This is a genomic window from Candidatus Ornithobacterium hominis, assembly GCF_900538215.1.
In the GTDB taxonomy this organism is placed as follows: Bacteria; Bacteroidota; Bacteroidia; order Flavobacteriales; family Weeksellaceae; genus Ornithobacterium; species Ornithobacterium hominis.
This window is the reverse complement of record NZ_UNSD01000002.1, coordinates 482,603-497,515: the sequence shown is the minus strand read 5'-3', so window position 1 is coordinate 497,515 and position 14,913 is coordinate 482,603. Positions and strand designations below refer to the sequence as shown.

The following is a 14,913-nucleotide window of genomic DNA, read 5'->3' as shown; positions in this document are numbered from 1 at the left end:
AATTTATATCGTCTCTAATTTTTCAATGCGTGATGAAAACTTTACTTTTGCAAAAATTTTATCACATGGATCAAAGAGCACTCCTGTTTTCGACCCGTCAAAGCAAGGCTTTGGCAGAAGAAATTGCAATATCTTACGGGCAATCTTTAGGGAAAATCGTATTTCAAGAATTTAGTGACGGAGAATATCAACCTTCTTTCGAACAAAGCATCAGAGGCGCACGTGTTTTCTTGATTGGCTCTACCTTCATGCCTGATATTAATTTAATGGAAATGCTCTTGATGTGCGATGCTGCTAAGAGGGCTTCTGCAAAGAATGTGACGGCGGTGATTCCCTATTTTGGCTATGCCAGGCAAGACCGAAAAGACAAACCCCGTGTGCCAATCGGGGCTAAGCTGGTGGCAAATCTACTGAGTGCTGCTGGTGCTACTCGCATCATGACTATGGATTTACATGCCGACCAGATTCAAGGTTTTTTTGAAATTCCAGTAGACCACATTTATGCTTCTACGATTTTGGTAGATTATGTTCAGAACTTAAATTTAGATAATCTAATGATTGCTTCCCCAGATATGGGTGGAGCTAAACGTGCCAATGCGTATGCCAACCATTTAAATTCTGATATCGTTATTTGCTATAAGGAACGAAAAAAAGCAAACAAAATTGAGCGAATGATGCTGATTGGTGACGTAAAAGATAAAAATGTAATTTTAGTAGATGACATGGTAGATACGGCTGGCACCATAACCAAAGCTGCAAATCTAATGATGGAAAAAGGAGCTAAAAGCGTTCGTGCTATGGCTACTCATGCAGTTTTATCTGGGCAGGCTTATGAGCGCATTCAAGAATCTGCACTAGAAGAATTAGTTGTAACAGATACAATTCCTCTAAAAAGAAATGATGTAGATAAAATTAAAGTTGTATCTTGCGCACCGTTATTTGCTGAAGTAATGCATTTGGTGCACAACAAAGAATCTATTAGCAATAAATTTGTAATTTAATTATTAAAATAAATATAGTAAAATGAAATCATTAACGATTCAAGGGAAAAAAAGAGAAAGCGTTGGAAAAACGAGTACACGTGCCCTGCGTAATGCTGAACGAGTACCTTGTGTTGTTTACGGTGGAAGCGAGCCCATCCATTTCTCTGCCAACGTGCGAGAGTTCAAGGACTTAGTCTACACCCCGGAAGCACACATTGTAAATCTTGAGCTAGAAGGTGCAGACTCTGTTAATTGTGTTTTACAAGACATTCAGTTTCATCCAGTGACTGATGAGATTTTACACGTTGATTTCTATGAAATCAATGAGAATAAACCAGTTGTAATGACTGTTCCTGTAAGACTGGAAGGTAGAGCACGTGGTGTGATGGCTGGTGGTGTATTACGATTCAACCAAAGAAACTTAAAAGTAAAAGCGATTCCGTCTAAATTGCCAGATGAAATCGTGGTGAATATTTCTTCTATGCGAATTGGCCACAAGAAATACATCAAAGATCTGCGTGTAGAAGATTTTGAATTAGTACACCCAGATAACCAAGTTGTTTGTATGATTAAAACGGCTAGAACTGCTATTGCTATTGCCGATGATGATGAAGATGAAGAAGATGGCGAAGCAGCAGAAGAGCAAGCAACTGAAGCCGCAGAGGGTAACAGTGATTCTGCTGAAGAAACTCAGGAGTAAAATTTTTTTAAGCCTTAAAAAAAGTCATTCTAAATTATCTTTAGAGTGACTTTTTTATAATATCAAACAATCGATTTAAAATTTCTTTTTAGCATATTTGTAGTCTAAATTGATTCAATGATGTATCAATCTTTTTTTAAACGAATCTTTGATTTCTCTTTAGCTTTATTGGGTTTTATCTTCTTATTACCCATCTTCATCATCGTTTATATCAGGTTGTATATTGCAAATCATGGCAAACCTTTCTTCTTCCAAATCAGACCTGGAAAGAACGAAAGGCTATTCAAAATCATCAAGTTCAAAACCATGAGCGATAAAAAAGATGCTCAAGGCAATTTGTTACCTGATGCAGAGAGATTAACTCCCGTTGGGCAATTCGTGAGGAAAACTTCACTTGATGAGATTCCTCAATTAATTAATGTCATCAAAGGTGATATGAGCTTAATCGGCCCTCGCCCTCTACTGCCAGAGTATTTGCCGCTGTACAATGAGCATCAAAAGAAAAGACATAAAGTTAGGCCAGGCATCACAGGTTGGGCTCAAGTAAACGGAAGAAATGCCATATCTTGGGAGCAAAAGTTTGATTATGACGTGTGGTATGTTGAAAATTTGAATTTTATTTTGGATTTAAGAATTATTTACTTAACTTTCTTGAAGGTTTTTAAATCAGAAGGGATTTCAGCCAAAGGGCAAGCAACGATAACTAAATTTACTGGAAACGCAAAGTAGAATGGTGATTTTTGGCGCAAGCGGACACGGCAAAGTGGTTGCCGATATTATCAAGCTAGAAAATAAATTTAGTGTCGATTGTTTTTTAGACGATGCTGAGAAAGGAGATTCTTTTTACGGATTTCCTCTTTATTTAAGAGAAGGCTACTTTCAAGAAATTAAAAATTTATTTATCGCCATAGGAGATAATAAAATAAGAAAGAAAATTCATGGTGAATTTAACGTTAATTTCCCTTCTATTAAACATCCTTCAGCTATTTTATCAAATTCTGTAACAATAGGAGAGGGAACCTGTTTTATGGCGAATTCTACAGTGAATGCAGATACCAAAATCGGGAAGCAGTGTATCGTAAACACGAATGCAAGTATAGACCACGATTGTGAAATTGGCGATTATGTTCATGTTTCACCTAATGCTTCGTTAGCTGGGAATGTGAGCGTGGGCGAATTAAGCCATATAGGAATTGGAGCCTCAATCATTCAAGGAATAAATATTGGTAAAAATGTTATGATTGGCGCAGGGAGTGTAATTATCAATAATATTCCTGACCACTCAATTGTAATTGGCGTCCCTGGAAAAATAATAAAGAAAAATGAGTGACGAAAAAATATGGTTGTCTTCTCCACACATGGGAGGGGAAGAGTTAAAGTATATTCATGAAGCTTTTGAGCAAAACTGGATTGCTCCGCTTGGGCCAAATGTGAATGAATTTGAGAAAAGCTTAGAAGATTATTTGGGGAACAATGTTTCTGTAGCGGCCTTATCTTCGGGCACTGCGGCTATTCATCTAGGTTTAAAATTATTAGATGTTCAGGCTGGCGATGAAGTTATTTGCCAAAGCATGACGTTTGCCGCTTCTGCTAATCCCATACAATATTTAGGCGCGAAACCTATTTTTGTGGACAGTGAAATAGAGACTTGGAACATTTGCCCGCAAGCGCTGGAAGATGCCATTAAAGATAGAATAAAAAAAGGGGTGAAGCCAAAAGCCATTATTGGCGTTCATCTATATGGAATGCCTTATCAACATAAAGAAATAAGGGAGATTTCAGAAAAATACGAAATTCCTGTTTTGGAAGATAGTGCAGAAGCTTTAGGTAGCTTCTATGACGGGAGGGCCTGTGGAACTTTAGGAGATATTGGCATTTTAAGCTTTAACGGGAATAAAATTATTACCACTTCGGGCGGTGGAGCCTTAGTAGCACATTCAGAGGGAATTAAAAATAAAGCCGTTTTCCTTGCGACGCAGGCTCGTGACGATGCTCCGCATTATCAGCACAGCGAAATCGGGCACAATTATAGGCTGAGCAATGTCTCTGCTGGGATTGGGCGAGGGCAAATGAAGGTTTTGAACCAATGGGTAGAAGCTAGAAGACAGGTTTTTGAATTTTATAAAGGCTTTCTAAAGGATTTTGAACAGATTGTTTTGCAGAGTAATCCTTCAGATAAATTCTCACCAAACAGATGGCTAACGGCTCTTTATTTTGACGATAAAAATGGATATGATTTGAGAGAAAATTTAAGGCTTAAATTATTAGAAAAAAGCATTGAATCTAGGCCATTATGGAAGCCCATGCATTTGCAGCCAGTCTTCAAAGATTTCCCATACTATGGCTCTTCTGTTTCAGAAAACCTCTTCAGTAAAGGAATTTGTTTGCCAAGTGGTTCTAACTTGACTTTAGAAGAAAAAGATAGAATAAAAAGAGTTATAATAGATATTTTATAATTATGCCTAATTCAACAACTAAACAAAGAAAAAATTTATATAATCAAACCAAATCATTAGCTGGCAAGATTTACAATATGGAGCACCTGCCCCGGTGGGCTGTGTTGCTTATTGATGTTTTTATTATTTCTTGCTCTTTACTTATCACTTATACTTTTATGCATTTATGGAATGTGGTAGATGGCTTCAGTCCGTTAAATGACATTTATAGTATTTTCATCGTCTTTATCATTTCGGTCATCTATTTACTTTCTTTTAATATTTCATCAGGCGTCATTCGGCACTCTTCATTGCATGATATTATAAAAATCAGCTTGGCTTGCACGCTAAATCTTTTCACATTACTTGCCATCTCTTATGGGTATTATTATTTAAATGAAGTCAAGCTTTTCTATGACCCTTCTATTATATTTCACTCCATTATTAGTTTTTTAGGCTTGATTCTATTTCGATTTTATGTCAAGCTAGTTTTCATTAATTTCACTAAATGGTTTAACTCTGAAAACAATGAAAATATCTTGGTTTTCGGTACAGACGAGGGAGCTGTTGCCATAGCTAACACCATCAAAGACAGAAATCAAGTATTTAATTTAAAAGGCTTTATAAATCCTAAAAACATCTCTTCCAAAAACCGAATTTTATCAAAGAAAATTTATACAATCAATGATGTTTTAAACAATCAAGAGATTATAGACTCTATAAAAAGTGTGATTTTCGATGATGAATTTCTTAAAAACGATGAATTTGAGTCTTTGGCTAACAAACTTATTCAGAAAAACTACAAGATTTATCATATTCCTCTGAAAGTTTTTGATAAAAATGATAACTCTTCTGCCAATGAGATTCAAAGTTTAAAAATTGAAGATTTGCTTTACCGCGAGCAAATCACAATAGAAAATGATGAAATAAGCAAAAGACATATAGATAAGAATATTTTGGTAACGGGTGGCGCTGGCTCTATTGGGAGTGAAATTGTGAGAAAGGTTGCTCAATTTAGCCCCAAAATAATTGTAGTTGTAGACCAAGCTGAGACTCCACTTAATAGCTTGAAATTGGAATTAACCGAATCTTTTCCTAATCAAAAGTTTGTTTTTCATCTAGCCGATGTAAGTAATAAGTATCGCATAGAACCACTCTTCAAAAAGTATAATTTCTCTATGGTTTACCATGCGGCTGCTTATAAGCATGTTCCCATTATTGAAGAAAACCCTACAGAGGCGATTAATGTTAATATTATTGGATCTAAAATATTAGCTGACTTATCTAATAAATATAAAATCAATCGTTTTGTGATGGTGTCGACAGACAAAGCGGTGAACCCGACCAATGTCATGGGAGCCTCTAAACGGGTGGCTGAATTGTACGTTCAATCTCTTCAAGAGAAGCCTGAGAATACAACAAAGTTTATCACTACACGTTTTGGGAATGTGCTTGGTTCAAATGGTTCTGTTATTCCACTTTTTAGAGCTCAAATAGAGAAAGGCGGACCAGTAACGGTGACACATGAGGAAATCACACGCTATTTCATGACGATTCCAGAGGCTTGTGAACTAGTCTTGCAAGCAGGAACGATGGGGCATGGTGGCGAAATCTTTGTTTTTGATATGGGCGAGCCTGTTAAAATAATAGATTTAGCTAAAAAAATGATAAAACTAAGTGGGCTAGAGCCATATAGAGACATCCCCATTCATATTACTGGACTTAGGTCTGGCGAAAAGCTATATGAAGAATTATTAAGTGATAAATCAACAACTCTCCCCACATATCATGACAAAATTATGTGTTCTAAAGATGAGAGAATTCCTTATGAAGTCATTTCAGATAAGATACAAAAATTGGCAAGAGCATCTATCAAAAGAGATAAGGTTGAATTAGTGCTAATGATAAAGAATATCGTGCCTGAATTTATCAGCCAAAATTCAGAATTTGAAAATTTAGATTAAATATTTTATTTTTTTACTTTTGTTTAAGATTCCTATTTATGAAAAAAATAATTTTAACCTTTCTAATTGTTTTTACGATTACCTCTTGCCGTACACAGAAAGATGTTTTGTATTTACAAAATATTGACAACATCCCTATTGAATTAGATAATTTCACCAACCCTACCATCCAAAGAGGGGATGTGATGACCATTATTGTAAGTGCTTATGATGAGGCTCTAGTAAAACCTTTTAACTTAGGAGGAGGAATCGCTAACACTACAAATATAGCGATGGCTGAGCTTAACCCCAATTCATATTTGGTCGATGGCGAAGGCAACATTGAATTTCCAATGCTGGGGACCATCAATGCTGCTGGCAAGACAAGAAAAGCTCTTTCAGATGAACTTCAACAAAAAATTTCAGAATTCATTAAGAATCCTATGGTAAATATTCGAATCATGAATTTTAAAGTAACCATGCTAGGTGAATTTAACAAGCAAGGGGTCGTTAATTCAACCTCTGATCGCATTAACATCATGGAAGCTATTGCCAATGCGGGAGGAATGTCTTATTATGCTATTCGTGATTCAGTTATGCTAATTAGAACCATTGATGGGAAAAGACATCATACCTTTGTTAATTTACATGATGCTAATTTAATGAATAGTGATTATTATTACTTGAGACAAAATGACATTTTATATGCCTTGCCTACAAAATCAAGAGCTATGGAATTTAACACAAAACCTATAACCTCTGTATTAACAGTACTTGGGTTTTTAACTGCAATTATTGCTTTATTTAAATAGATAGATGAAAACTAACAATATCCAAAATCCTTTTTTAGAAGAATCATCCTTTGAAAGAACAGCAAAATTAAGAGAGAGTATAGCAGCTTATATTAGAAGATGGCCTATTTTTTTAATCAGTATTTTATTCTTTTTATTTGTAGCTTGGTTATATACGCGTTATTTAACTCCCGTTTATGAATCTAAGATAAAAGTTTTAATCAAAGATTCTTCAAAAGAATTAGGTGCCAACATGTTATTAAGTAATTCTGGGGCGCAAAGAGCCATGTTTAATAGTTTAAATGATGAGGTAGAAATTATTAAATCCTATCAATTGGTTCAAAAAGTTGTTAACAATTTAGATTTATCTAATACTTATATAAAACGAGGCAAAGTCATTGATGTAGAGGTATATAAAAACGAGCTTCCTATTTTATTAAAAAACTTTACCCCCGATTCATTGATTCGTACCACATCCATGGAAATTGAATATAATTTGCCTAAAATAAAAATTACATCGGGTGACGTGACGATTGATACCGAGCTTAATCAAGCTTTTAAAATAAATAAACAAAGTTTCTCTTTTTACAACAATCCCCATAATAATCATAGTACGGTGGGGAGCTTTACAGTTATTTCTGCCCCTCCTAATTCCTTGATTAAAAGCTTAAAGAACGGAATTAGCATTGATTCTGAATATTACTCCAATGTTATTACTATTTCATTAGATGGAGCTAATACCAACAAAACTGAAGCTATTTTAGCTGAATTAGTGAGAGTTTACAATCAAGATGCAAAAAAAGATAAATCTTTAGAATTTGAAAAAACAGAGGAATTTATTGAGGAAAGGATTGCCATTCTCAATAGAGAACTTTCTGGAGTTGAAGGGGAAAAAGAAACTTTCCAACAATCGAATGATATTGCTAATTTACCTTCTGAAATTGTAGGTAGTATAGAAAGGAAAGATCAACTAGAGTCTCAACTATTACAGTTAGACACTCAATTAAGTTTAGCCAATACTTATAAGAGTTATGTAAATAATCAATCGCTAAGCGAAGTTTTACCTAGCGATATCTCCAATTCAGGTGGAAATACAAATTCTGCAGTTTCCACTTACAATCAATTGGTTATGGAAAGGAATAATTTAATCGCAAATGGGGCTACTTCAAATCACCCTATGGTTAAAAATTTAGAAACAAGCATTTCATCAGCAAAACAAAATATTTTAACCAATATATCTAAACATCAAGAAGTTTTAAGAAGTACACGAAGTGATCTATCATCTCAGTTAACTTCGGCTTCTGGCTTCAAAAGACAAGCCCCTACATTTGAGCGTATAGCAAGAGACATTGACCGCCAGCAACAAATTAAAGAAAGTTTATATCTTCTATTATTAGAAAAAAGAGAAGAGGCCGCAATTTCTAAAGCAATTACTGAAGATAAAATAAAGATTATTAACCCTCCTTCAAGTACTGGCCCTGTATCTCCAATAAAGTCTAGATATTATTTTGGTGCTCTCGCTCTAGGTTTACTTTTACCCTTAGCTGGTATTTATATTAAAGAGTTGCTTAAAAATAAAATTGAAACACGCGATGATTTAGAAGAGTTAATCAATGGGAAGCCAATCGTTGGAGAAATCCCTCGCATAAATACTAAGCAAGATAAATATGTTGCTGTAAGAGGGGATTTGAGTAGTTTATCTGAAGCTTTCAGAATTATGCGTACAAATCTAGAATTTGTGATTTCTAAAATTCAACGAGACACCTCAAAAGCTGTAGTCATTTTAGTCACTTCCTCCATTAAAGGAGAGGGAAAGACCTTTATTTCCATGAATTATGCGCATACTCTAGGTCAATTAGAGGGTAAAAAGACTATCATCATTGGTTCAGATATTCGAAATCCACAATTGCATAAATTTGAGAGCTTAGAAAAAAATATTCCTGGCTTAACCGATTATTTATACCATGAAAATGATGATGTAGAACAATACATTCACACCTCTAAGGTAGACAACAAGATAGATATTCTCTTTTCAGGGAGAATTCCTCCAAATCCTACGGAAATGCTGATGAGTTTGCGTTTTGAGAATTTGATTAAAGAATTGCAAGAAAAATACGATTATATTGTCATAGATTCCGCTCCATTAGTATTGGTATCAGACACTTATCATATCAGTAATTTAGCTGATGTTACTCTCTATGTTACCCGTTCTGAGTATACACCTAAAAACGTATTACGAGTTCCTCTAGAAGCTGAAGAAAAAAATCGTTTAAATCACTTAACTTTCGTTTTGAATGACATATCAACAGCCCATTCTGGCTATGCTTATGGATACAAATATAACTATGGTTATGGATACGGATACGGCTTAAAAAATAGAAAACGTCCATTCCATGAACGTTTATTATCAAGTTTTGGTATAAATTTAAAAAAATGAAAAAACATATTTTAGTAACTGGAGCAGCGGGTTTTATCGGTTCAAACTTAGTTGAAACGCTTTTAGCAAAAGGCTATCAAGTTTCAGGATTAGACAACTTTGCTACAGGTCACAGAAAAAATATTGAAGCTTTCTTAGTTAACGAAAATTTTTCTTTCACAGAAGGAGATATTCGTGATTTAGCTACTTGCCAAGAAGCTTGTAAAACCGTTGATTTTATATTACATCAAGCAGCTTTAGGTTCTGTCCCTCGCTCTATCAATGACCCAATTACGAGCAATGATGTAAATGTAGGTGGATTTCTCAACATGTTAGTGGCGGCAAGAGATAATGGCGTAAAAAGATTTGTATATGCCGCAAGTTCTTCTACTTACGGTGATTCTATCGCTTTGCCAAAAATTGAAGATAAAATCGGAAAACCACTTTCGCCTTATGCTGTAACTAAATTGGTAAACGAAGTTTATGCCGATGTTTTTTACAAAACTTATGGATTAAACTCCATTGGCTTACGATATTTCAACGTGTTTGGCCGAAGACAAGACCCGAACGGAGCCTATGCAGCTGTGATTCCGAAATTTGTTTTACAATTTATGCAACACAAATCGCCAACCATCAATGGTGATGGCTCATTTTCTCGTGATTTCACCTATATTGATAATGTGATTCAAATGAATTTGAGAGCAATTGAAACAGAAAATGAAGCAGCTTTCAATGAAGTTTATAACACTGCCGTTGGTGATAGGACAACCATCAAAGGCATGGCTGAATTATTGAGAACATACCTTTCTGAATACGATGCCGAAATTGCTAACGTAGAAATTTTATATGGCCCAAACCGAAAAGGAGATGTTCCTCATTCATTGGCTTCTATTGATAAAGCGAAAGAAAAATTAGGCTACGAACCTACCCATATCTTCCAAGAAGGACTGAAAGAAGCTGTGGCTTGGTATTGGGAAAATTTACGTTGATTTATTTTAAATTCTAAATTTTGAACGGATCAGAAAAAAAAACATTACACTTTTAAATTTTAGACACTAAACACACATTACTCTTTGTACATTTCAAATTTAACTTAATGCTAAACATCTGATAATCAACACTAATTAAAACTATGAATCATAAAATTACAGTCATTGGATTAGGCTATGTCGGTTTACCATTGGCAAGATTATTTGCAGAAAAATATCCTGTGGTTGGTTTTGACATCAACCAAGAAAGAGTTGAAAAATTAAATCAAGGACATGACGATACATTAGAAGTTTCTGACGAATTATTGCAATCTGTATTGTTAAAACAAAATCCGACTCTAGGCGAAACAGGTTTGTTCAATTCAGCAAATGCAGAAGATATCGCTGACTCTACTATATACGTGATTACAGTCCCTACACCTGTAGATAAAAACAATCGCCCTGTTTTAACCCCTTTAGTTAAGGCCAGCGAAACCGTAGGTAAAGTTTTACAAAAAGGAGACATAGTCATCTATGAATCAACGGTTTACCCTGGAGCTACAGAAGAAGAATGTATTCCAGTATTGGAGCAACATTCAGGCTTGAAATTTAATGAAGATTTCTTTGTAGGATATTCTCCTGAGCGAATTAACCCTGGTGATAAAGAGCATACTGTAGAAAAAATCTTGAAAGTAACTTCAGGTTCCACGCCAGAAATCGGTAAAGTGGTAGATGATTTATACAAATCTGTGATTATTGCAGGAACACACCTCGCCCCTACTATCAAAGTGGCTGAAGCAGCAAAAGTGATTGAAAATTCTCAAAGAGATATCAATATCGCTTTTGTAAATGAATTGGCAAAGATTTTTAATTTAATGGGCATCAACACCTTAGACGTTCTAGAAGCCGCTGGAACTAAATGGAATTTCTTGCCATTCCGTCCAGGATTAGTAGGTGGGCATTGCATCGGTGTAGACCCTTACTATTTAGCCCAAAAAGCTCAAGAATATGGCTACCATCCAGAAATCATTTTAGCTGGTAGGAGAATGAATGATGGAATGGGCGAATACGTTGCATCTGAGGTAATTAAGCTAATGTTGAAAGAAGACATTAAAATCAAAAATGCTAAAATTTTGATCTTAGGTTTCACATTCAAAGAAAACTGTCCAGACGTTAGAAATACCAAAGTAATTGATGTGATTAATTCATTGAAATCATACAGCACAGAAGTTATAGTTTTTGACCCTTGGGCAAACCCCGCAGAAGTGCTACGCGAGTACCAAATTGAAACAACGCAAACTTTACCTAACGAGAAATACGATGCAATAGTTTTAGCCGTTTCTCACAAAGAATTTAAAGAGCTTGATTTAGCATCTTTGAAGAAAGATAACGCCGTGGTATATGATGTGAAGGGATTTTACTCTTCTTCTCTTGTAAATAAAAAGCTCTAGAATGAAAAAAACAATTTTAATCACTGGAGGAGCTGGATTTATTGGCTCACACGTAGTTAGGCGGTTCGTGAATGAATATCCTGACTACACCATCGTAAATTTAGATGCATTAACCTATGCTGGAAATTTAGAAAATCTGAAAGACATAGAAGAAAAACCTAATTATATATTTGAAAAAGGTGATATAACCGATGCTGATTTTGTTGAAAAATTGTTTCAAAAATATCCGTTTGATGGAGTCATTCACTTGGCGGCAGAATCTCATGTAGACCGTTCTATCACCGACCCATTGGCTTTTGCTAAAACCAATATTTTAGGGACAATGATATTGTTGAACGCTGCCAAAGATTCATGGAAAAACAACTTTGAAGGCAAAAAATTCTATCATGTTTCTACCGATGAAGTTTACGGGACTTTAGGCGAAACTGGCTTGTTTACAGAAGAAACCGCTTATGACCCGAATTCTCCGTATTCAGCGTCTAAAGCGTCTTCAGACCATTTTGTGAGAGCCTATGGCGAAACTTATGGCTTGCCTTATGTGGTTTCTAATTGCTCCAATAATTATGGTCCAAATCATTTCCCAGAGAAATTGATTCCGCTTTTCATTAATAATATCATCAATGAAAAACCTTTACCCGTTTATGGCGATGGAAATTACACCAGAGATTGGCTGTTTGTGATTGACCATGCCAGAGCGATTGATTTAATCTTTCATCAAGGGAAAAACAAAGAAACCTACAATATTGGAGGCTTTAACGAATGGAAAAACATTGATTTAGTGAAAGAACTTTGTCAGCAAATGGATGAAAAATTAGGCAGAGAAAAGGGCACGTCAGAAAAGCTCATCACTTTCGTGAAAGACCGTCCAGGACATGATTTGCGTTACGCAATAGATGCAACCAAAATCAATCAAGAATTGGATTGGAAGCCGTCGGTAACCTTCCCTGAAGGTTTGAAAAAAACCATAGATTGGTATTTTGACAATCAAGATTGGCTAAAAAATGTAACCTCTGGCGAATACCAAGATTATTACAAGAAACAGTATAATTAATTGGCGATTGGTTGTTGGTAAATAAGTAGATAAGGAATTAGATTACTTTGATTTTCAAACTAGTAAGTGATTAGCAGGTTTAAATATTAAAATAACAAATCATGCACTAAGAATTCAATTAAGGCTTAAAAAATTTAGATTTTTAAAGCCTTAATTTTTTTTATTAATTTTATCCAACTTTTCAAAATCACGATCATACATATGCTTAAAATCACGATTGTAGCAGGAGCAAGACCCAATTTCATCAAAATTGCTCCGATAGTTGACGCTATTTCAAAACAAAAATCTGAAGGTAAAGCTTTGAATTACAGGCTTGTGCATACAGGTCAGCATTATGATTATCAACTAAGTGGAAGTTTTTTTGAAGAACTGAATATTCCCAAACCTGATGCTAATTTAGGCATCGGAAGTGGTTCTCAAGCCGAGCAAACTGCCAAAATCATGATGGCTTTTGAGCGTGAGTTGCTCGAAAACCCGTGCGATTTGGTCTTAGTTGTGGGCGATGTTACGTCCACTTTAGCTTGTTCTATCACGGCGAAAAAACTGCAAATTCCTGTAGCTCATGTAGAAGCAGGTATTCGTTCATTTGATTTTACCATGCCAGAAGAAATCAATCGCATGGTAACAGATAGTATTTCTGATTATTTTTTTACCACCACGCAAGAGGCTTCTAATTATTTAGTTTCCATTGGGAAAAATCCAGAAAACATCCATTTTGTAGGCAATGTGATGATAGATACGCTCAAAAATTTTGAAAATGAATTTAAAAAACCTACATTTTTTGATGAAAATTTTTTAAGCCCTAAAAAATATTTTGTCCTTACATTGCATCGCCCGTCTAATGTAGATGTAGAGCATCAACTGAATGAATTGGTAAGGTTTATTTGCGAAAAAGCTCAATCTATTCCCGTTGTTTTCCCGATTCATCCAAGAACCAAAAAAAAATTTACCACCGCTGAATTGCCAAAAAATTTAATCTTAACCGAACCTTTAGGCTATTTAGAATTTAACTATTTAGTGAAAAATGCTTTGGGCATTTTAACGGATTCTGGAGGCATTACCGAAGAGGCTACCGTAATGCGAATTCCGTGTATTACCCTGCGAGAAAACACCGAACGTCCAGAAACCATCAGCATTGGAACGAATGAATTAGCTGGAAAAAATTTAACCTTGATAGAAGTTTTAATGCAAAAAATCATAAAAAACGATTGGAAAAAAGGTGAAATCCCAGCAAAATGGGACGGAAAATCAGCAGAAAGGATTGTGGAGATTTTAGAAGAAATTAAACTCTTATTTCAAGAATTTAGACTGATGAAATAATTAAACTAATCACCTATAAATCAATTAGTTTTACTTCAATTATTTTATATACTTAGTGATGAAAAGTTTTCTGAATCTGATATTTTTTTATAGTTCATTCAAATCTATTTTGTAACTTGCGACCCAAAATTGAAGCAATTGCATTGATAATCAATTTAATGCAATAAACCTCAGTGTTTGGAGTAACTTTTTTTATAATTTTTATAATGCACTAAGGGTAATAATATTTCTAATATCTCTATGCATTTATCGCTTCATCATTGAATTTATTTCAATTAACGTTTATGAAAATAGAAAAAACAATCATCCAAGGCTGCTACATTATTGAGCCTGCGATTTTTGAAGATGAAAGAGGTTACTTCTTTGAAAGTTTTAATCAGCAAAGCTTTGAGGAACTTTCTGGTTTGAAAACAAATTTCGTGCAAGATAATCAATCTCAATCTACTTATGGTGTTGTGAGAGGCTTGCATGCACAGCTGGGCAATTACGCACAAGCCAAGTTAGTCAGAGTTTTAGAGGGTGATGTAATGGATGTTGCCGTAGATGCGAGGAGAGACTCCCCTACTTTTGGAAATGTTGTACAAGTGGAGTTAAGTGCTGAAAATAAAAAGCAATTGTTCATACCAAGAGGTTGTTTGCACGGATTTAGCGTAATATCAGAAAAAGCTACTTTTTTTTATAAATGTGATAATTTTTATGACAAAGCATCAGAGGTTTCGGTAAATCCTTTTGACGAAAGTTTAGCCATAAACTGGAAAATTGCTACGGATGAAGCGATTATTTCTGAAAAAGATAAAAATGCCTTATCTTGGTCTAAATTTTTAAAGGCTTAAAAAAATTTCTAATCTAAATCTG

General features: G+C 34.9%; 13 protein-coding genes. All 13 read left to right on the top strand.

Features of this window, described 5'->3' with window-relative positions:
- Positions 1 to 65 precede the first annotated feature (65 nt).
- Positions 66 to 1,001, top strand: coding sequence for a ribose-phosphate pyrophosphokinase (locus tag D5J18_RS02545; RefSeq protein WP_119057610.1), 936 nt, complete (start codon positions 66 to 68; stop codon positions 999 to 1,001).
- Positions 1,002 to 1,023: 22 nt separating this feature from the next.
- Complete coding sequence (locus tag D5J18_RS02540; protein WP_119057442.1) at positions 1,024 to 1,683, top strand: 50S ribosomal protein L25/general stress protein Ctc; 660 nt, start codon at positions 1,024 to 1,026, stop codon at positions 1,681 to 1,683.
- A 120-nt stretch (positions 1,684 to 1,803) separates the two neighbouring features.
- Complete coding sequence (locus D5J18_RS02535) at positions 1,804 to 2,412, top strand: sugar transferase (protein WP_119057441.1); 609 nt, start codon at positions 1,804 to 1,806, stop codon at positions 2,410 to 2,412.
- A 1-nt stretch (position 2,413) separates the two neighbouring features.
- Positions 2,414 to 3,013: an acetyltransferase gene (locus tag D5J18_RS02530; RefSeq protein ID WP_119057440.1), complete on the top strand. Its 600-nt coding sequence runs from the start codon at positions 2,414 to 2,416 to the stop codon at positions 3,011 to 3,013.
- Entirely contained in the window at positions 3,006 to 4,139 is a 1,134-nt protein-coding gene (locus D5J18_RS02525; protein ID WP_119057439.1) for a DegT/DnrJ/EryC1/StrS family aminotransferase, read from the top strand. The genes D5J18_RS02530 and D5J18_RS02525 overlap by 8 nt, the downstream gene beginning before the upstream one ends.
- Before the next feature lie 158 nt (positions 4,140 to 4,297).
- Complete coding sequence (locus D5J18_RS02520) at positions 4,298 to 6,082, top strand: UDP-N-acetylglucosamine 4,6-dehydratase family protein (RefSeq protein WP_260377426.1); 1,785 nt, start codon at positions 4,298 to 4,300, stop codon at positions 6,080 to 6,082.
- Between the two features lie 38 nt (positions 6,083 to 6,120).
- Positions 6,121 to 6,873: a polysaccharide biosynthesis/export family protein gene (locus D5J18_RS02515; RefSeq protein ID WP_119057437.1), complete on the top strand. Its 753-nt coding sequence runs from the start codon at positions 6,121 to 6,123 to the stop codon at positions 6,871 to 6,873.
- Positions 6,874 to 6,877: 4 nt separating this feature from the next.
- A complete protein-coding gene (locus D5J18_RS02510) occupies positions 6,878 to 9,289 on the top strand; it encodes a GumC family protein (protein WP_119057436.1) in 2,412 nt (803 codons plus the stop codon).
- Positions 9,286 to 10,257 (top strand): SDR family oxidoreductase, encoded by a 972-nt coding sequence (locus D5J18_RS02505; RefSeq protein WP_119057435.1) that lies wholly within the window; start codon positions 9,286 to 9,288, stop codon positions 10,255 to 10,257. Before D5J18_RS02510 ends, D5J18_RS02505 begins: the two co-directional genes overlap by 4 nt.
- Positions 10,258 to 10,400: 143 nt before the next feature.
- Positions 10,401 to 11,687: a nucleotide sugar dehydrogenase gene (locus D5J18_RS02500; protein ID WP_119057434.1), complete on the top strand. Its 1,287-nt coding sequence runs from the start codon at positions 10,401 to 10,403 to the stop codon at positions 11,685 to 11,687.
- A 1-nt stretch (position 11,688) separates the two neighbouring features.
- Positions 11,689 to 12,738: a dTDP-glucose 4,6-dehydratase gene (gene rfbB / locus D5J18_RS02495; RefSeq protein ID WP_119057433.1), complete on the top strand. Its 1,050-nt coding sequence runs from the start codon at positions 11,689 to 11,691 to the stop codon at positions 12,736 to 12,738.
- Between the two features lie 201 nt (positions 12,739 to 12,939).
- Entirely contained in the window at positions 12,940 to 14,058 is a 1,119-nt protein-coding gene (gene wecB / locus D5J18_RS02490; RefSeq protein ID WP_119057432.1) for a non-hydrolyzing UDP-N-acetylglucosamine 2-epimerase, read from the top strand.
- 284 nt (positions 14,059 to 14,342) lie between these two features.
- Positions 14,343 to 14,891 carry a dTDP-4-dehydrorhamnose 3,5-epimerase gene (gene rfbC / locus D5J18_RS02485; protein WP_119057431.1) on the top strand — a complete coding sequence of 183 codons (549 nt, stop codon included), beginning with the start codon at positions 14,343 to 14,345 and terminating at the stop codon, positions 14,889 to 14,891.
- Positions 14,892 to 14,913: the final 22 nt, after the last annotated feature.

Bases quoted from the DNA above. Each gene is read 5' to 3' on its own strand.
- D5J18_RS02545 (WP_119057610.1), top strand. From the start codon at position 66: ATGGATCAAAGAGCACTCCTGTTTTCGACCCGTCAAAGCAAGGCTTTG.
- D5J18_RS02540 (WP_119057442.1), top strand. From the start codon at position 1,024: ATGAAATCATTAACGATTCAAGGGAAAAAAAGAGAAAGCGTTGGAAAA.
- D5J18_RS02535 (WP_119057441.1), top strand. From the start codon at position 1,804: ATGTATCAATCTTTTTTTAAACGAATCTTTGATTTCTCTTTAGCTTTA.
- D5J18_RS02530 (WP_119057440.1), top strand. From the start codon at position 2,414: ATGGTGATTTTTGGCGCAAGCGGACACGGCAAAGTGGTTGCCGATATT.
- D5J18_RS02525 (WP_119057439.1), top strand. From the start codon at position 3,006: ATGAGTGACGAAAAAATATGGTTGTCTTCTCCACACATGGGAGGGGAA.
- D5J18_RS02520 (WP_260377426.1), top strand. From the start codon at position 4,298: ATGCATTTATGGAATGTGGTAGATGGCTTCAGTCCGTTAAATGACATT.
- D5J18_RS02515 (WP_119057437.1), top strand. From the start codon at position 6,121: ATGAAAAAAATAATTTTAACCTTTCTAATTGTTTTTACGATTACCTCT.
- D5J18_RS02510 (WP_119057436.1), top strand. From the start codon at position 6,878: ATGAAAACTAACAATATCCAAAATCCTTTTTTAGAAGAATCATCCTTT.
- D5J18_RS02505 (WP_119057435.1), top strand. From the start codon at position 9,286: ATGAAAAAACATATTTTAGTAACTGGAGCAGCGGGTTTTATCGGTTCA.
- D5J18_RS02500 (WP_119057434.1), top strand. From the start codon at position 10,401: ATGAATCATAAAATTACAGTCATTGGATTAGGCTATGTCGGTTTACCA.
- rfbB (WP_119057433.1), top strand. From the start codon at position 11,689: ATGAAAAAAACAATTTTAATCACTGGAGGAGCTGGATTTATTGGCTCA.
- wecB (WP_119057432.1), top strand. From the start codon at position 12,940: ATGCTTAAAATCACGATTGTAGCAGGAGCAAGACCCAATTTCATCAAA.
- rfbC (WP_119057431.1), top strand. From the start codon at position 14,343: ATGAAAATAGAAAAAACAATCATCCAAGGCTGCTACATTATTGAGCCT.